Origin of the sequence: Sphingobium sp. B8D3B, from assembly GCF_025961875.1 — a bacterium.
GTDB lineage: Bacteria > Pseudomonadota > Alphaproteobacteria > Sphingomonadales > Sphingomonadaceae > Sphingobium.
In genome coordinates, this window is record NZ_JAOQON010000001.1 from 2,692,984 (window position 1) to 2,711,015 (window position 18,032).

Consider the following 18,032-nt stretch of genomic DNA (forward strand, 5'->3'; position numbering starts at 1 on the left):
AGACTAACGTTGCCCCCGCCCCGTGGACAAGCCTTGCCTACTGCATTCCCGATGGCAGGATCGACGGCGATTCCCGCTCCGGCTGGGGCTGCGCGGGCGGCGCCTGACGCTGCTGCTGCGGCGGCCGTTGCTGGCCCGGCTGGGCGGGTGTCGGGCGCGCCGGGCGTTCGTCGCGGCCGAGCACTTCGTCGATCCAGCGCTGGTCGATCCGGCGCGGCGCTTCGGTGCCGCTGGTGTCGCCCGGTGTCGCGCCTTCGGCACCGCTGCTCTGGCCCTCGGCGGGCGGCAGGGGCAGGCCATTCTCGTCCACCATCATGCCATTGTCGGGCGAACCATAGGCCTCTTCGTCCGGTTCGAGCTGCCATTCGGGCAGCACCACCTCGGTCTCGAAATTCTCGACCGGGCGATTGGCCACGGCGGTGCGCATATAGGCCGCGAAGGCCCGTGCGGGCGCGCGCCCGCCGGCCAGGCCGCCCACGGTGCGATTATCATCGCGGCCCATCCACACGCCGGTGGTGAGGCCGCTGGAGAAGCCGACGAACCAGCCATCCTTGTTGCTGGTGGTCGTGCCGGTCTTGCCCGCAACCGGCCGGCCGATCTGCGCGGCGCGGCCCGTGCCGGTGTTCACCGCCGTCTGCATCAGGTCAGTCATCCCCGCCGCAACCCAGGGCGCCACCAGCACGCGGCTGGTATCGTCCTCATGCTCATACAGCGTGGTGCCATCGGCCGTGGTCACCTTGAGGATGCCATAGGGCCGCACCGCCACGCCCTTGCGGGCAACGGAGGCAAAGGCCTGCGTCATGTCGATGAGGTGGACCTCGGACGTGCCGAGCACCATCGAGGGGTGCGTGTTGATCGTCGTGGAAATGCCGAACCGGCGCGCCATGTCGGCGACCGTCGAGAAGCCCACTTCCATGCCCAACTTGGCGGCGATGGTATTGATCGAATAGGCAAAAGCGGTGCGCACATCGATCTCGCCGACATTGCGGCGATTGTCGTTGCGCGGCGACCAGCCGTTGATCGTCACCGGGCTGTCCACCACCCGCGTCTCGGGCGTGTAACCGGCTTCCAGCGCCGAGAGATAGACGAACAGCTTGAAGGCCGAGCCCGGCTGCCGCTGGGCAACGGTCGCGCGGTTATAGTTGGAGCTGACATAATCCAGCCCGCCAACCAGCGCCCGCACCGCGCCATCGCGGTCGAGGCTGACCAGCGCACCCTGCGCGCCGCCCGGCACATTGCCCTTGAGCGCCGCAACGGCGGCCCGCTGCATCCGGGGATCGAGCGTGGTGTAGACGTCGAGCGGCTGCTCGCGCTCGTCGATCAGCGTATCGAGCTGCGGCAGCACCCAGTCGGTGAAGTAGCGCACGCTGTCCTGCGCCTTCTCGGGCACCAGCCGCACGCTATCGAGATCGGCAGCGGCCCGCTCGGCACTGGTGAGGTCGCCATTGGCCGCCATCACGTCCAGCACCACACTGGCGCGGCCGGCGGCAGCATCGGCATCGGCCGTCGGCGAATAATGCGAGGGCGCCTTCACCAGCCCGGCGATGATCGCCGCTTCCTCGAGGCTGAGCGTGGTTGCCGGGTGATTGAAGAACTTGCGGCTCGCGGCATCCACGCCATAGGCGCCACCGCCGAAATAGACCTTGTTGAGGTACAGCTCCAGAATCTGGGACTTGCTGAACTTGCGCTCCATCGCCAGCGCCAGGATCATCTCGCGCAGCTTTCGGCCGGCGGAATAGCTGTTGTTGAGGAAGATGTTGCGCGCCAGCTGCTGGGTGATGGTCGACGCGCCCTGCAACCGCCGCCCCTCGCCACGGCGCACATAGCCCACCCAGGCCGCGCGGGCGACGCCGATCGGATCGACACCGGGGTGCATGTAGAAGCGCTTGTCTTCCACCGAGACCAAAGCGCGGGTCATCACCTCGGGAATCTGCGAATGGTTGAGCCAGCGCCCATAGCTCGGCCCGAGCGAGACGAGCACCGAGCCGTCCGCGGCATGGACGCGGATCATCTGCCCATTGGGCGAGCTCTTGAGCGAGTCGAAGCTCGGCAGCGACTGCATCGCGATGACGACCGCGATCACCAGCGCGATCAGTCCCCCGATGGCGAGTGCGATGCCGACCTTGATCAGCCGGATGGTCCAGAGCCTGATCGAGCTCCCCGATTTTGCCTTGGCCATGCCTTGCCTTGTACCGCTCCGAACCGCTGCGTGCTGCAACTGTGCAGGACGCTACAAGCGTCCAGCGCCTTTACAAGCGCTGAATAGGATATCAATCGTCCTGTGCGGTGCCCTGCGGCTCGAAGTCCAGCGCGACGCTGTTCATGCAGTAGCGCAGGCCTTCCGGCCCCGGCCCGTCGGGAAAGACATGGCCCAGATGCCCGTCGCAGCGCGCGCAGCGCACCTCGACCCGGCGCATGCCGTGGCTCGTGTCGGTATATTCGCTGACCGCCTCGTCTTCCAACGGCGCGGTGAAGCTCGGCCAGCCCGAGCCGCTGTCATATTTATGCCCACTGTCGAACAGCGGCAGGCCGCAACCGGCGCAATGATAGATGCCGGCATCCTTGAGCTTGTCATAGGCACCCGCAAAGGCGCGCTCGGTGCCATGCTCGCGCAGCACATGATATTGCTCGGGGGTCAGGCGCTCGCGCCACTCGGCATCGCTGAGGTTCATCTTGTCCATGCGCGGAATATCGGGTGCCTGCCCGGGCGCGTCAATGGCACCGAGCGGCGGATCGTGGGGCGTGGACCAACGCGCCGAATCTACGGGAAGCAAACGTCCGCTTTTCAACCCTTCTTTTCGTCATCCCGGACTTGATCCGGGATCCCGCTGCCCTTGAAGATCGCAGGTCCAGATTGAGAAACCGGAAGAAGCGGGATCCCGGATCAAGTCCGGGATGACGTCGCTAATGACGAGATAGGGTCCGGCGCCATCGCCTCGGAACTGTCCACGCCCCTCGGGCCAATCGACATTCAGATGATGACGTGACGAAAATGGCGGTTTTCCGTGACCCGGAGCGCAGCGTACTTCAGGTACGTGAGCACCGGAAGCGCGGAATGCCGCCATTTGCAGGCCGTCAGCGCTGAATGTCGATTGGCCCTAGCGCCCGCGTGCGCCGAGCCGTGCGACATTGATCAACTCCTGCGCCAGCACCGTCTCGCCGATCTGGTGCGAGAGGCGGCTGGTCCGCTCCGCTTCGGCCAACCGGTGAATGGCCTTGTCGAGCGCCTCGGCACTCCAGCGGCGCGCCACCTCCTCGTCGCCGCGCCCGCCAAAGCGCGGCGCCTGTCCGCCCTGCGCCTGCGCAAAGCCGATGGCGCGTTGCAGGGTGAGGCGGGCAAGCCCCGCCAGCGAGCCGCCACTCTGGCGCAACCGGGCCATCTCATGCTCGGTGGCGCGGACATTGCCGGAGAGCACGACCATCGCCGCCTTGAAGAGCTGCTGGTCGCCCCCCTCCGCGCCCAGCGCATCCAGCGCCTCGGGCGTCGCGGCCTTGGGCTCCTCGGGCGAGGCATCCAGATACAGCGCCAGCTTCTCGATCTCGCCAGCCAGCAGCCCCCGCTCGGCACCGGTGAGCGCAACCAGCCGCCGGGCCAGATCGCCGGGCAGTTCGAGACCCAGCTCGCGCGCCATGCTGACCGCCAGCGCATCGGCATTGCGGCCCTCCGGCGCATAGCTGACGATGGCGACCACCGCCTTGTCGCCCTCGCACAGCTTGAGCAGCTTGCTCGTCTTGCGCAGATTGCCCGCGATCATCACCACCGGATTGCCGGTCGCAGGCGCCTGCAGCAGGGCCTCGACGGCGGGCACGACTTCCTCACCCGCCGGCTGCACGCGCACCCAGCGCTTGTCCCCGAACATGGAGATGGCGGCGGCCTCATCCGGCAGGCGGGCCGGGTCACTGCGCAGCGTCGCCCCATCCAGGTCGATCCGCTCGGCGCCCGCCCCCATGGCCTTGCCGACGCGCGCCGACAGCGCTTCGCTGCCGGCTTCATCCGGCCCGTACAGCAGATAGAGGCGGATGTTCAGCGCGGGGTCGTCCAGCGCCTTGAGCGCGGCCTGATTGTCCGCCCGCAGGCTCATTCGCGCGCGGCGAGCGCCACGCTGGCCAGCACGCGGTCGGCGACGATCTCGGTCAGTCGCTCCAGCGCGCTATCCTCGGCCGCAACCGTCGCATATTCGCTGGAGGCGACGTCGATGCCCGCGTCCCAACTTGATGTCTCGTCGAGCACGGTCTTGCCATCCTGCGTGTCGACCAGCTGATAGCGCGCGCGCAGGGTCCGGCGTTCGCGCGTCACCGTGTCGTCGGCGCGCACGCCTAGGCCCTCGATGCGATCATCGAGCTGCACCTTGAGCAGAAAGCGCGGGGCAGCATCGCCCATCGCCGCCAGCCGGTCGTTGAGCGCATTGCGCATCAGCCAGCCATTTTTTCCGGGGATCGGCTCCACCTGCACGCTCGCCAGCGCCTTCGCCGCAGCCCCGCTGCGCCCGCCGGCATACATGGGCTTCAATCCGCAGGCCGAGAGGCTGGCGGCAAGGGCGAGGCCCAATAGGAGGCGGCCTAAAGCGAGGCGGGGGAAAGTGCTGGTCATCAGACGACCAGATTGACCAGACGATCCGGAACCACAATCACTTTCTTCGGCGCCCGGCCTTCCAGCTGCCGCGCGACATTGGGCGCGGCAAGCGCAAGGCTCTCCAGCGTCGCCTTGTCCGTGCCCTTGGCGACGGTGATCGTATCGCGCAGCTTGCCCATCACCTGAATGGCGATGGTCACTTCGTCATCGACCAGCAAGGCCGGATCGACGGACGGCCACATGGCGTCGGCGATCAGGCCCTCATGGCCCATCTCGGCCCAGGCTTCCTCCGCAATGTGCGGCGTCATCGGCGCCACAAGCAGCGTCAGCGCGCGAATCGCTTCGGCGCGGGTCGCAGAGGGGGTCGCCTTCTCGATGGCATTGGCCAGCTCGTAGATCTTGGCGACGCCCTTGTTGAAGGCGAGCGCCTCGATGTCCCTGGCGACGCCGTCGACCGTCTGGTGCAGCTTGCGCTTGAGGCCCAAGTCCTCGCTGCCGTCGCCGGTTTCGCCGACTTGCCCGAAGATGCGCCACAGGCGATTGACGAAGCGCCATGAGCCCTCGATGCCGGCCTCGCTCCACGGCAGGTCGCGTTCTGGCGGCGAGTCCGAGAGCATGAACCAGCGCACCGCATCCGCGCCATAGCGCTCGATGATCTCGTCCGGGTCCACGACATTCTTCTTGGACTTGGACATCTTGATGACGCGGCCGATTTCGACCGGCGCGCCATCGGCCAGCAGCGTCGCGCCCTCGGCGGTGCGCGTCACTTCGCTCGGTGCGTAGTAGAGCGGTGGCAGGCCTTCGCCCTGCTTGCGGGCATAGGTCTCATGCGTGACCATGCCCTGCGTGAACAGGCTCTCGAACGGCTCGGCGACGCTGATCTTGCCGATATGGGCCAGCGCGCGCGTCCAGAAGCGGGCATAGAGCAGATGCAGGATCGCATGCTCGATACCGCCGATATACTGGCCGACCGGCAGCCAGCTCTCGGCCTCGGCGCGGTCGAACGGCTGGTCATCGGGCTGGCTGGCGAAGCGGATGAAGTACCAGCTCGAGTCCACGAAGGTATCGAGCGTGTCGGTCTCGCGCACCGCAGCCTTGCCGCATTTGGGGCAATCGACATGCTTCCACGTCGGGTGCCGATCGAGCGGATTGCCCGGCACGTCGAAGCTCACATCCTCGGGCAGCACCACCGGCAGCTGCGCCTTGGGCACGGGCACCACGCCGCAATCCGAGCAATGGATGAACGGGATCGGCGTGCCCCAGTAGCGCTGGCGCGAGACGCCCCAGTCGCGCAGGCGCCAAACGGTCGTGCCCTTGCCCCAGCCCTCGGCCTCGGCGCGGCGGATGACTTCGGCCTTGGCCTCCTCCACGGCCATGCCGTCGAGGAAGCGCGAGTTCACGAGGCGACCGGGGCCGGTATAGGCCTCGTCGTGGATCGGCGCCTGCTCCTCGCCCTGCGGCGCGACGACGCGCTCCACCGGCAGCATATATTTCCGCGCGAAGTCGAGATCGCGCTGGTCATGCGCCGGGCAGCCGAAGACGGCGCCCGTGCCATAATCCATCAGCACGAAATTGGCGACGAACAGGGGCAGCGTCCAGTCCGGATCGAGCGGATGGACAACGCTCAGGCCCGTATCGAAGCCCTTCTTCTCCTGCGTCTCCAGGTCAGCCGCGGCGGTGCCCGACCGGCGGCATTCCTCGGCGAACGCGGCGAGATCGGCATTGTCCTGAGCGAGCGCCAGCGCAATCGGATGATCGGCGGCAATCGCTGCGAAGCTCGCGCCGAACAGCGTGTCCGGCCGCGTGGAGAAGACCTCCAGCTCCTCAATAAGCCCCTCCCCTTCAGGGGAGGGGTTGGGGTGGGGCTGGGTGCTCGCGCCGGGGCGCTCCGCGAGCGATGCTGACGCATCGCCCCCACCCCCGGCCCCTCCCCTGAAGGGGAGGGGTTGGGATAATCTGAACCGGAACTGCATGCCTTGCGACTTGCCGATCCAGTTCTCCTGCATCAGCCGAACCTTCTCGGGCCACTTGTCCAGCGTGCCCAGGCCGGCGAGCAGGTCGTCGGCGAAGTCAGTGATGCGCAGGAACCACTGGTTGAGCTTGCGCTTCTCGACCAGCGCGCCCGAGCGCCAGCCGCGTCCGTCGATCACCTGCTCATTGGCGAGCACGGTCATATCGACCGGGTCCCAGTTCACCGCGCTTTCCTTGCGGTAGACGAGGCCGGCTTCATACAGGTCGATGAACAGCGCCTGTTCCTGGCCGTAATAATCCGGCTCGCAGGTCGCCAGCTCGCGGCTCCAGTCGAGCGCGAAGCCGAGGCGCTTCAATTGGGCCTTCATCGAGGCGATGTTGTCGCGCGTCCAGCTGCCCGGATGGATCTTCTTTTCCATCGCGGCATTTTCGGCGGGCATGCCGAAGGCGTCCCAGCCCATCGGGTGCAGCACATCATGGCCCTGCATCCGGCGGAAGCGGGCCAGCACGTCACCCATGGAATAGTTGCGCACATGGCCGATGTGGATGCGCCCGGAGGGGTAGGGGAACATCTCCAGCACATAGCTTCTCGGCGCGCCCTGGCGGGTGCCGGCCTTGAAGCTCTCCCTGTCGTCCCACACGGCCTGCCAGCGGGCGTCAGCCTGCGCAGGGTTGAAGCGTCTGTCGCTCACTCTCGCCTCGTTCATCAATAGGGCCGGTCCGGCCCCGTGACGGGCGCCGAGGCCGGGCTTTGTCAGCCGCTGATCGCGCGGCGCCGCAGGTCGCGGGCACGCGTCAGGATGATTTCTTCAAGCTTCTGGGTCGTCGCCGCCTGCACGGGGGCGTCGATCCACTGGCCGTTCTGCAGCATCTGGCGGCTGGCCGCCACGCGCAGGGCATCGGCGCGCAGATCCTGGTCGAGGATCGTCACCGTCAGCTTCATGCGCTCGTTCGTCGCGGCGGGATTGATGTACCAGTCGGTCAGGATCACGCCGCCGTTGGAATCGGTCTGGAGCAGGGGCATGAAGGACAGCGTCTCGAGGCTGGCGCGCCAGAGATAGCCGTTGATGCCGATGCTGGTCACGCGCGAGGCGGCCAGATCGGCCTTGGGGCGATCCTTCCCGCCACCGCAGCCTGCCAGCAGCCCGCAGGAAAGCGCCAGCAGCAGGCCGCCCTTCAAAGTCTTGTGTCCGCTCAGAACCATGCGTTGCCTATCCCGTGATGTCCGGTGGTGACCGGGCTCCCTGTCGATCAGCCTCTATAGTGAGGCAGGGCGGCGGCACAAGTGGCGGATTGCGCGGGCTCTGCCGCTCGCGCCGCTGCCGGCATCGGCCCGGCGCAATTTCAGTTGCGATGGGTTGATTTTTGCAACCGTGTTGAACAATGGTCGTTTCACAAAGGGATTATAAGGGGATAACCGGCTCGCCGGTGGCCACTGTGGAGAATCGGTCACGCTTTCCAGCGAATCGTCTCTGCTTCTGGTCCGCGCTATCCCCTCATGATATAAGAACACAGACCGGCCCTCAAAATGGAGTCGGCGCAGGGAGCGAACGGTGACGGTGAAGACGGGAAAGATCGCGTTGGCGGGGGCTTTGACAGCCGCCCTTTCGCTCGCCCTCACCCCGGCGCTTTCCGCTGTTCTCGGTGCAGAATCGAAGGGCCTGGATCAAAGCGGCGTGTCGCTGAAGATGCTGGGCAGCATCGGTTCGTTCACGCCGGTCACCCATGATGAGAAGCTGGCCAAGGCCTATGCCCAGGCCGCACGCGAATCGCAGAGCAAGGGCTTCCGCTTCACGCCGACCAGTGGTTCGGCGGCCGGCAATCGCTCGCTGACCATTCTCGTCCGCACGCCCAACGCCATGGCCTCCGCGCTGGATGGCCGGTCCGAGCGGGTTCTGCCCAATCTCGGCGTCGCGCCTGTCGCATACCGGCTGGGCGTGACCAAGGGTCTCGCGCGGTTCACGCCAGGCACCCGCATCGAATCCTCCAGGCTCGACCCGATCATCGAGAAGTCGATCAGCGAGCCGGTCGCCAGCTTCACGCTGCGCCCGAAGCAGGATCGCTTCTCGGCGAATGTCCAGCTTGAGCATCGCGAAGTCGCGGCTGCTTCGCCAGCGGAAGATACGCCGGCCACGCTCGGCGCCGAGCCCAGCTATGCCGTCGATCTGTCGAGCAGCTATTCGCTGACCCGCAACCTGAACCTGAAGGCTGGCGTGCGCTATGCCGGGCCGAACAACCGGCTCGCACCCACGGTGACGGATCAGGCGCAGGACAGCCAGGCCGTCTACGTCGGGACCACCTTCAAGTTCTAAGCCCGCCTGTGCGCTGACCTCTCGTTTGCGAACGCGCTGAGTCGCGCCCCCAAGCGCTGCGGTTCTTCCGTCTCGATGATTGACATAGCGGCGCCCCACAAGGCAGCACCGCAGTGCGGGCCGCCGAAGGGCGCCGTAACGGGGAGAGGGATTATGCGCATAAATCAGATCGTCCATCGTCGCGATCACGCCGGGAAAAGCCGGATCGGACGCACGACGGGCATCGCCGCCATGGCCCTCGGCCTGCTTCTCTCCGCAGCCCCCGCGCAGGCGGACTGGATCACCAGCTGGTCCGCCGCGCCGGTCCGCCCCCGCACGGATCTTGGCCCACTGATGGCGCCGAGAAGTTATAATAATCAGACGCTGGCGCAGACGCTCCGCATCGCAGCCGGCGGCAAGGCCCTGCGGCTGCGCCTCACCAATGCCTATGGCGAGAAGCCGCTGGAGATCGGCGGGGTGCGCATCGCCCTGCTCGATCCGCAAGGCGCCGAAGTGCCGGGCTCGGCCCGGCTGCTGCGCTTCGGCGGCGCGGCGACAGCCCGCATCCCCGCGCGCGCGCCATTGCTGAGCGACACGGTCGATATGCCCGTGCCGGACCTCGCCCGCCTCTCCGTGCAGATCTATGTGCCGGGCGACACCGGCCCCTGCACCTGCCATGAAAGCGGGCTGGATACGCTGCGCGTCTCACCCCCCGGCAATTATCTCGGCAAGCCTTTCGAGCCTGTGCAGCAAGGTCCGCATCGCCCCTTCCTCGCCGCCGTGGAGGTCGATGCGCAGGACGGTGCCGGGACGATTGCCATGCTCGCCGATTCGATCACCGACGGCATCGGCTCCACGCCCGGCGCGAACCGGCGCTGGCCGGACTTCCTCGCCGCCCGCCTGCTGGCGGCGAATCCCGGCAAGTGGGGCATCGCCAATCAGGGCATCAGCGGCAATCGCGTTCTCAGCGATGGCTTTGGCGATAGCGCGCTGGCCCGGCTGGATCGCGACATCCTCGCCCTGCCCGGCATCCGCTATCTGATCGTGTTCGAGGGCGTGAACGATCTTGGCATCGCCTTTGGCGCCGAGCGCATGGCCCAGCAGGCTGGCCGGCCCAATGTCCTCGCCGATGGCACCAAGGTAACGCTGGAGACGATGCTGGCGGGCTATCGCCAGATCGCCGAGCGCGCACGGGCGCGCGGTATCACCGCGGTCGGCGCGACAATCGCCCCCTATAAGGGCGCGACCTACTGGACGCCGGAGGCCGAGACCGTGCGGGAGGGCATCAATGCCGCCATCCGCTCCGGTAAGATCTTCGATGCCTGGCTGGATTTCGACGCCGCCTTTGCGGACCCCGCCAATCCGCAACAGATGCGGCCCGGCTATCATATGGGCGACTTCTTGCACGGCACCGACGCGGGTTATGAGGCGCTGGCCGCGTCCATCGACCTCTCGCTGTTCAAATAGCGCCACCGCGCGGGCCACGTCTGGGCGTCAACCCGTCGATGGCCGCATAGCCCATAGCCCCAAGGCGCCGCACCAAGGCGGCATGGCGCGGGTGGACCCCGCCAAGGGCGATCACCGGCACAGCCGCAAGCCCCGCAAACGCCGCAAAGCGCGCCGGGCCGAGTGGTCGCGCGCCGGGGTGCGAACGCGTGCGAAACAGCGGGGATAGCAGGACGACATCCGCACCGGCGCGCTGCGCCGCCCGCATTTCCTTATGGCTGTGCGCCGGCGCGCTATGCAGCCAGCGCGGGTCGCGCGGTCCGGCGGTCGGGCCATGATGGCCATCTGCCCCCCATTGCATGGCCGTCCTCGCATCGCCGGCGAGCAGGATGCGGCAATGGCGCTTGCGCGCTGCCCGCCGCACCTGATTGAACAAGGCCCGCCGTGCGATGGGGTCGAGGCGATAATGGCGCAAGATGACGGCCGAATGGCGCGGCAGACGCCCGATGGCGCGCAACAGATCGTCCGTCGCGACGCGCTCGTCGCTCATCAGCCAGACGGTCGGGAGCGGAGTGCGCGATTTGCCTTGGCCTGCGTGCATCGCGCCTTTTATAGCGGCGCCGATGAATGGGCAAAATAATCAGATGAGCGCCGACGGCACGGCCGCAAGCCGGCTGGCGCATGTGCGGGACAGAATCAGCAGGGTCGAGCGCGTCGCGGGTCGCAAAGCGGGCTCGGTGACGCTGATCGCCGTCAGCAAGACGCATCCGGCCGAGGCGGTGCGCCCGCTCATCGAGGCCGGGCAGTGCGTGTTCGGCGAAAACCGCGTGCAGGAAGCGCAGGCCAAATGGCCGGCGCTGCGCGAGGCTTATCCCGATATCCGCCTCCACCTCGTCGGCCAGCTTCAGTCCAACAAGGCGGAGGATGCCGTCGCCCTGTTCGATGCCATTCATGGCGTCGACCGCGCCTCGCTGATCGCGGCGCTGGCCAAGGCCATGGACAAGGCGGGCCGCCGGCCGGACTGCTTCCTGCAGGTCAATATCGGCGAGGAAGAGCAGAAGGGCGGCTGCGCCATCACCGATGTGCCGGCCCTGCTGGCACAGGCGCGCGCGGCGGACTTGCCTGTCGTCGGGCTGATGTGCGTCCCTCCGGCTGAGGTCGAGCCGGCCCCCTATTTCGCCCTGCTCGACAAGCTGGCCCGCGATCATGGATTGCCGGGCCGCTCCATGGGCATGTCCGGCGATTATGAGACGGCAGTGATGCTCGGCGCCACGCATGTACGCGTGGGCACTGCATTGTTCGGTGCCCGCGACGCCATCTGAAGGCCGGCCGCGTCAGCCCGGCTTGCGCTGCGCTTTCACCGCGCCGGCCCACCATTCCAGCTCGTCCGCAAAGCCGGTGAAGCTGCGCACCAGCGCCGCGCCACCCGCGCCGCTTGGTTCGCCGGCCGCATCGAGACTGTCCGTGATCCCGCCGACCGCCACGCTGGCGGGAATCACGGCGATGCCGAGCGTCGTCAGCGTCGGATGCCAGGCATAGCTGGAGCGCGCGCCCGCCATCCGCCCTGCCGAATAGCTGACAATGCCGGCCGGCCGCCGCCGCCATTCCTGATAATAATGGTCGATGAGATTCTTGAGGCCTGGCTGCAGACCGGAATTATACTCGCCAGTGACAAATACGAAGCCATCGGCCGCGCTGATCTTGTCGGCGAGAGCCGTCATCTCGGCCGGTGCGGTGCCGGGCGCGTAGTCGGAGAGGCGCTTGTCCAGCATCGGCAGGCCGACCGCGCGGGCATCGATCAGTTCCACCTTATGGCCCCGTTCGGACAGCGTGCGCACGCAATAATCGGCAAGCCTGATGCCGGCGCGCGCCTCCCGATAGGATCCATAGAAGACGAGAAGCGAAAGGCTCATATTGTCAGGCTCCGTGGCAATGTCGGCGCGAGCCTAGCAGCCTGTCCCATCCTGCGCGACCGGCGAAACGCCGTATCAGCAGAGGGGGCAGCAGAGATGGAAAGCCAAGCGATCTGCGCTAAGGGAGGCGCATGACACCGCAGGATCTGCCCGTACCCGTCGATGCCCTACTCTCCGCCATGGGGCTGGTCGGCATCTTCGTCTTTGCGGCCTCGGGCGCGCTGGCGGCGGCGCGCCTCGGCCAGACCCTCGTCACCTTCACCTTCTTCGCCATCGCCACCGGCGTGGGCGGTGGCACGGTGCGCGATCTGCTGATCGGGGCGCCGGTCTTCTGGATTCACGATGTGCGCCCCGCGCTCATCTGCCTCGGTGCATCGCTGGTGGTGTGGATGACGCCCGAGCGCTGGTGGAGCGAGCGCGCGCTCGACTGGCTGGACGCCGTGGGGCTGGTCGCCTTCGCCGTGTTCGGCACCGCCAAGGCCATGAGCCTCGATATCCCGCCCTTCATCAGCGCGCTGATGGGCATCATCACGGCCTGCGTCGGCGGCATCATCCGCGATCTGCTGGCCGGCCACCCCTCCATCGTGCTGCGCCCAGAAATCTATGTGACCGCCGCCGCCCTGTCGGCGGGCCTCTATGCGCTGCTCGCCAGCATCGGCATGGCAGCCCCTTGGGCCGCCGTGCTGGCGGTGATCGCCGGCTTCATCCTGCGCGCCGTCGCCATCGTGCGCGGCCTCGCGCTCCCGCATTATCGCACCGGTAACAGCCCGGATCAGGCAGGTGGCCCCTCGGGATAATGCGGCAGATCATCGGCCGATGTCAGCCAGCTCAGCGCGCTTGAGGTCCAGATATGCTCGGTCGGCGGGTAGCGCTCGGGTTCATCCAGGCTGCCGATGGCAAGGCCGATCACATTGGCCGAGGCGCGCTCCGAGAACAAGGTGGTGCCGCATGCGGTGCAGAAGCCGCGTCGCAAAGCCGCCGAGCTGTGATGCCACCCCACCGGGCCTTCGATACGGACGGCATCGAGCGGCACCAGCACACGCGCATAAAGCGGTGCGCCGGTCGCCTTTTGGCAGAGCCGGCAATGGCAGGCGCGAATGTTGATCGGCGCCGCATCGGTCGCATAGCGGCAGGCACCGCACAGGCAACCGCCGGTGATCGCGTCCGCCATTCTCAGAGCGGCCGCTGCGCAGCGCCAAGGAGGATGCCGAGCCAGCCTGCCTGCTCGCCCGACGTCATGGCGCTGGCCGGCGTAAAGGCGCGGCATTCCAGGCAGTCCGCGCGGATGGACGGCCCCTCGACCAGCCCCTGCAGGTCACGCATGATCCGCACGGCAATCTGCCGCTGCTGCCGCGCCGCATAGCTCAGCAGATCACGCGGCGCGGTGAGGGCCGGCGCTCTAGCCTCCCCGCTCAGGAACATGCCGAGAAACTGCGCCAGCGAATCCGGCTCGGGGTCGAAATAGCGCGCACTTGCGGCATCGCCGCTCAGCTTGGCGCGCCGCGCGGCTTCCGCCACGGCCTCTTCCAGCCCGCCGAAGCGGTCGACCAGCTTGAGCTGATGCGCCATGCCGCCGGCCCACACCCGGCCCTGCGCGATCTCGTTGACACGCTGCGGCGTCATCTTGCGGTTGCTCGCGACCAGACCGATGAACTTGCCATAGATATCCTCCACGCTCGCCTGCGCCAGCGCGTTGAACTCCGGGCTCACCCCGCCGATCACATCCGGCTCGCCGGATAGCGGCGTGGCCTTCACGCCATCGCTGGTGATACCGACCTTGGCGAGCGCATCCTCGAAGCTCGGCAATATGCCGAACACGCCGATCGACCCGGTGATCGTCGCCGGCTCGGCAAAGATCATGTCGCTGGCCGTACTGACCCAATAGCCGCCGCTGGCCGCGACATTGCCCATCGAGACGACGATCGGCAGGCCCTTCGCTTTCGCCTGGGCCAGCGCGAGGCGAATTTCCTCCGCCGCCGCCGCCGATCCGCCCGGCGAATCGACGCGCAGCACCAGTGCCTTCACCGAATCCTCGGCCACCGCGTCGTTGATGAGGCTGGCGACGCTGGTGCCCCCGGCTTGCCCGGGCGCCGCTTCGCCATCCACGATTTCTCCCGCGACGGTGACGACGCCGACCTGTCCGCCGCTGCCTTCCTTATGCTTGCGCAAATAGCCCTCGAACGGGATGGCGGCATAATCGCCCGGCCGCGGATCGCTCGCCTCCCCGACGATTTCGGCGACATGATTGCCGAACGTGACCGGATCGCCGAGCTTGTCGACCAGCCCCGCCGCCTGCGCCGCCTTGGCGGTATCGCCGCCATTGGCGCGCAGCAGCGCCAGCGGATCGGCCAGATAATCGCGCACCCGCGCCGCCGGACGCGCCTTGCCGACATGCTCCAGCCAGTCGGACCAGATCGCCGTCACCAGCGCCTCATTGGCAGCGCGCGCCTCGGGCGACTGCTCGGCCTGCGTATAGGGTTCCACCGCGCTCTTGAAGCTGCCGACGCGATAGACATGCGCCTTCACGCCCAGCCGGTCGATCAGCCCCTTGAAGTAGAGATTGCTCCCGCCCGGCCCGGTCACCCCGACCATGCCGAGCGGATCGAGCCACACCTCGCTGGCATGGGCGGCCAGCATGTAGCTGGCATCGTCATAATAGGAGGCGCGGGTGAGCACCGGCTTGCCCGCGGCGCGCACCTTGTCGAGCGCCTCGCCCACACGTTGCATGGCGACCTGCCCGCCGCCGCCAAAGCCATCCAGATCGAGCACCACGGCCTTGATCGCGCTGTCGCCCGCCGCCGCCTCGATGGCGCGCACCACATCGCGCAGGCGATACTCGCCCGACCCGCCGGTGCCCGCGACCATCGCATATTGATCGATCGGCCGCGGCTGCTCGACGATCGGCCTGTCCAGCGAAAGATAGAGCGCACCACTGGCCGGAAAGCTCTCTTCCATCCGCGCGGCCTTGAGGCCGGCGTAGAGCAGCGCGAAGAAGAGGATGAGGAAGAGCAGGACCAGCGCGTCCTTCACCCCCATCATGATTTTCCAGGCAGTTTTCACAAGACTCAGCACGTTGGCGGCTCCTTTGCCGCTTCGCTAGCGCATCTTCCTGCCCGATGCACGTTCCCGTCAGATACAGCACCTCTGGCGAGCACGCTCACAGGGCGCTCACGGAACAAGGGGTTGTTCTTTGCGGCTTGCGGGAATGTGGATATGCAACAGCCGGGTGGGGGGACGATATGTCAAGTTTTGCTGCATGGATTGGGAATCGGACCTATCGACAGGCGGGCCTTCTGGCCTTTCTGGTTTCTCTCGCGGCCGTGGTCCGACTGTTCTGGATAGAGCATCCGGTTCTTTGGCAGGATGAGATCTTCACCTGGCTCTATACCCGCGAAACTTACGCCCACCACTTCTCGCTTCATCGCACCACCGATGTACATCCGCCGACCTTTACCGTCCTGCTCAAGGCCTGGATATCCGTATTCGGTGACAGCCGCACTACGATGCGGGCGCTACCAGCGTTCATCGGTGCTCTTTCTGTGCCCGCACTCTTCCTGATTGCGCGGAACTGGCTCGGCCTGCCGGTAGCGATCCTCGCCGGACTGTTTTTCGTTTTTCACCCGCTGAATGTTCATTACACTCGGGAAATCCGCTTTTACGGCGTCATCGCCTTCGCAATGCTGTGGGCGACCTACTTCTATCTCGAGTTGCTCCGACAGCGCGACATGCCGAGGACGAGACAGTGGCGATGCGCCATTGGCTTTACACTCTTCCTCGCCCTTACATTTTACCTCCAATATGTCTCGCTGCTCTTCATGGTCCTCTTTGGCGCAGCAACGCTTCTGCTGCTGCTTTATGATCGCGACTGGCGACTGTTTTGGCTGCTGAGTGCCTGCATCGCCGTCGCGGCCCTGCTGTGCATTCCACAGTCGGTCCATTTTCTGGGCTATGCGATGACCGAAGGTGCGGTCCGCAACAGCTGGATCGCACCCACAGACGTGAAGGTCTTCTACGAACAGACGATGACGGCCATCGCCTTTCCGGCGCTCGCCAAGATCGTTGTTGTAAGTCTGTATGTCTTCGGGGCCCTGCAACTGTGGAAGCAATCCCCGCGGCTGTTCATCGTCATGATGACCTTTCTGGTGCTGGGGCCACTTCTCTTCGCCTTTGTCGGCGTCTTCAAGCCTATCTACCTCGCACGATCGTTCATGGGCGCTCTTGTGACGTTGCCGATTTTGCTCGCTTTTTCCGTGATGAGCCTGCCGCGCAGCTTGCGCCCGCTCGTGCTTCTCCTCCTCGCGATCGCTCATATATGGGCGCTTCTGCCTGACTACCCTGCACAGCGCCTGCCCAACCCCGGAGAGGCGATTGCCGCTAAGGCTTCAGGCTGGCGCGGCGCGACCGTCTATTATGACGAGCAGCTCACGCGCGAGCTCGCCGCCTACCGACTCCCTGCCTCGAATTGGCATGTGCTTAGCCGGAGAAGCCCGGAGGCAGATGAAGTCGCAATTGCCAGTCAGCTTAGGCGGCGTGCCGATGCCATCAACAAGTGTCCGCCAACGATTCTGGTTTTTGAACAGCGTCCGCCGTTCGATTCCGATTTGGGCGAGGCTTGGAGCGCCATGGTTACCCGGTTAGCGCGAATTAGCCCGGTCCGGGACGACCGGACCGAGGCTTACCACCGCTTCGTTAGGTTCGAATGATCTGCTGCGTTCAGCCCTTCTTCTTCCAGGTGAAGAAGGCGGACATCACATAATTCCACACCACGCTGACCAGAATGCCTGCCAGTGCGGACAGGGCCCAGTAGCCATTGTTGACGAACAGCCAGTCTGCCACGCCGACATTCGCCGCAGCGCCGAAGGCACAGACGAGATTGAAGGTGATCCATCCGCGCAGCAATCCCCAGCCCTGCAGGCGCTGGTCGCGGTAGGTGAACATGTTGTTGAGCAGGAAGTTGCTGGTGATGGCGACGAGCGTCGCTGCGGTCTGCGCCACCGCGAAGCTCATGCCCAGCGCCACGAACAGCAGCGTCAGCACCGCAAAGTGGACGACCACACCCGTGCCGCCGACCATGGCGAAGCTCAGGAAGCGGACGGGCACGATATGGCCCACCGCCTTGTCCATGAGCAGCTGCACATATTCCCACAGCACCAGGCTATCGAGCTTGCTCTCGCCGAACTGGCGCGTGCGGAAGGTGTAGGGCACTTCTGCGACCCGCAGCGGCGTCGGTGCGCTGGCCGCGATATCCAGCAGGATCTTGAAGCCCACCGTGGAGAGATTGGGCAGCGAGCGCATGAAGGCATCGCGCCGCATCATCATGAAGCCGCTCATCGGGTCGGAAATCGGCGTCTTGGTCAGCTTGAGCGCCAGCTTGGTGGCGAACTGGCTCATCCGCTGGCGGCTCTCGCTCCAGTCGCCCATGCCGCCGCCTTCGACATAGCGGCTGCCGACCACCAGATCGACATCGTCCGCCCTGATCCGCTCGAACATGGTCTTGAGCACGGATTCGTCATGCTGAAGATCGGCATCCATGATCGCCACATAAGGGGCGGACGTCGCAAGAATGCCCTCGACACAGGCGCTCGACAGGCCCCGGCGCCCGAAGCGATGGAGAATGCGCACGCGCGGATCGCGCTGAGCCAGCGCCCGCACCTTGCCGGAGGTATCGTCGGGCGAATTATCGTCCACGAACACCAGCTCCCAGGCGACGCCGGGCAGGGCCTTGTCGACCAGATCGGCGAGCAGGGCCACATTCTGCGCTTCGTTGAAGGTCGGAACAACGATCGCAAGCTCGGCCGGAAGCATCTGCGCCGCGACCGGAGCTTCTGTCATGGTCTG

General features: G+C 66.3%; 16 protein-coding genes. 5 read left to right on the forward strand and 11 right to left on the reverse strand.

The features are described from left to right. Positions 1–37 precede the first annotated feature (37 nt). The 6 genes from M2343_RS12555 to M2343_RS12580 form a co-directional block, all read right to left on the reverse strand. Positions 38–2,179, reverse strand: a complete 2,142-nt coding sequence (locus tag M2343_RS12555) for a transglycosylase domain-containing protein (RefSeq protein WP_264576921.1) — start codon at positions 2,177–2,179, stop codon at positions 38–40. A 91-nt stretch (positions 2,180–2,270) separates the two neighbouring features. Further along, positions 2,271–2,681 carry a peptide-methionine (R)-S-oxide reductase MsrB gene (gene msrB, locus M2343_RS12560; RefSeq protein WP_264572327.1) on the reverse strand — a complete coding sequence of 137 codons (411 nt, stop codon included), beginning with the start codon at positions 2,679–2,681 and terminating at the stop codon, positions 2,271–2,273. Between the two features lie 417 nt (positions 2,682–3,098). Beyond that, positions 3,099–4,082: a DNA polymerase III subunit delta gene (locus M2343_RS12565; protein WP_264576922.1), complete on the reverse strand. Its 984-nt coding sequence runs from the start codon at positions 4,080–4,082 to the stop codon at positions 3,099–3,101. Then, the gene (gene lptE / locus M2343_RS12570) at positions 4,079–4,591 is read right to left on the reverse strand and encodes an LPS assembly lipoprotein LptE (RefSeq protein WP_264576923.1); all 513 of its coding nucleotides are present in this window, start codon (positions 4,589–4,591) and stop codon (positions 4,079–4,081) included. The genes M2343_RS12565 and lptE overlap by 4 nt, the downstream gene beginning before the upstream one ends. Beyond that, complete coding sequence (leuS, locus tag M2343_RS12575) at positions 4,591–7,236, reverse strand: leucine--tRNA ligase (protein WP_264576924.1); 2,646 nt, start codon at positions 7,234–7,236, stop codon at positions 4,591–4,593. The genes lptE and leuS overlap by 1 nt, the downstream gene beginning before the upstream one ends. A 62-nt stretch (positions 7,237–7,298) precedes the next feature. Further along, positions 7,299–7,748: a DUF3576 domain-containing protein gene (locus M2343_RS12580; RefSeq protein ID WP_264574095.1), complete on the reverse strand. Its 450-nt coding sequence runs from the start codon at positions 7,746–7,748 to the stop codon at positions 7,299–7,301. 349 nt (positions 7,749–8,097) lie between these two features. Between M2343_RS12580 and M2343_RS12585 the strand changes: the two genes are divergently transcribed. Then, the gene (locus M2343_RS12585; RefSeq protein ID WP_181560946.1) at positions 8,098–8,856 is read left to right on the forward strand and encodes a hypothetical protein; all 759 of its coding nucleotides are present in this window, start codon (positions 8,098–8,100) and stop codon (positions 8,854–8,856) included. Positions 8,857–9,009: 153 nt separating this feature from the next. After that, positions 9,010–10,302 (forward strand): SGNH/GDSL hydrolase family protein, encoded by a 1,293-nt coding sequence (locus tag M2343_RS12590; protein WP_264576925.1) that lies wholly within the window; start codon positions 9,010–9,012, stop codon positions 10,300–10,302. On the opposite strand, the gene M2343_RS12595 is transcribed toward M2343_RS12590, so the two are convergent. Then, a complete protein-coding gene (locus M2343_RS12595) occupies positions 10,295–10,882 on the reverse strand; it encodes a thiamine phosphate synthase (RefSeq protein WP_264576926.1) in 588 nt (195 codons plus the stop codon). The two genes, M2343_RS12590 and M2343_RS12595, sit on opposite strands and share 8 nt — an antisense overlap. A gap of 43 nt (positions 10,883–10,925) precedes the next feature. Between M2343_RS12595 and M2343_RS12600 the strand changes: the two genes are divergently transcribed. Further along, the gene (locus M2343_RS12600) at positions 10,926–11,603 is read left to right on the forward strand and encodes a YggS family pyridoxal phosphate-dependent enzyme (protein WP_264576927.1); all 678 of its coding nucleotides are present in this window, start codon (positions 10,926–10,928) and stop codon (positions 11,601–11,603) included. A 12-nt stretch (positions 11,604–11,615) separates the two neighbouring features. Here M2343_RS12600 and M2343_RS12605 read toward each other — a convergent pair whose 3' ends face one another. Beyond that, positions 11,616–12,194, reverse strand: coding sequence for an NADPH-dependent FMN reductase (locus M2343_RS12605; RefSeq protein ID WP_264576928.1), 579 nt, complete (start codon positions 12,192–12,194; stop codon positions 11,616–11,618). 131 nt (positions 12,195–12,325) lie between these two features. Between M2343_RS12605 and M2343_RS12610 the strand changes: the two genes are divergently transcribed. Then, entirely contained in the window at positions 12,326–12,991 is a 666-nt protein-coding gene (locus M2343_RS12610; protein ID WP_264576929.1) for a trimeric intracellular cation channel family protein, read from the forward strand. On the opposite strand, the gene M2343_RS12615 is transcribed toward M2343_RS12610, so the two are convergent. Together M2343_RS12615 and sppA are read right to left on the reverse strand one after the other, a co-directional pair. After that, positions 12,967–13,365, reverse strand: coding sequence for a GFA family protein (locus tag M2343_RS12615; RefSeq protein ID WP_264576930.1), 399 nt, complete (start codon positions 13,363–13,365; stop codon positions 12,967–12,969). The two genes, M2343_RS12610 and M2343_RS12615, sit on opposite strands and share 25 nt — an antisense overlap. A gap of 2 nt (positions 13,366–13,367) precedes the next feature. Then, the gene (sppA, locus tag M2343_RS12620) at positions 13,368–15,263 is read right to left on the reverse strand and encodes a signal peptide peptidase SppA (protein ID WP_413716051.1); all 1,896 of its coding nucleotides are present in this window, start codon (positions 15,261–15,263) and stop codon (positions 13,368–13,370) included. Between the two features lie 170 nt (positions 15,264–15,433). Here sppA and M2343_RS12625 point away from each other — a divergent pair, with 170 nt between their 5' ends. Further along, positions 15,434–16,897, forward strand: a complete 1,464-nt coding sequence (locus M2343_RS12625; RefSeq protein WP_264576932.1) for a glycosyltransferase family 39 protein — start codon at positions 15,434–15,436, stop codon at positions 16,895–16,897. 10 nt (positions 16,898–16,907) lie between these two features. Here M2343_RS12625 and M2343_RS12630 read toward each other — a convergent pair whose 3' ends face one another. Further along, positions 16,908–18,026, reverse strand: a complete 1,119-nt coding sequence (locus M2343_RS12630) for a glycosyltransferase (RefSeq protein WP_413716052.1) — start codon at positions 18,024–18,026, stop codon at positions 16,908–16,910. Positions 18,027–18,032: the final 6 nt, after the last annotated feature.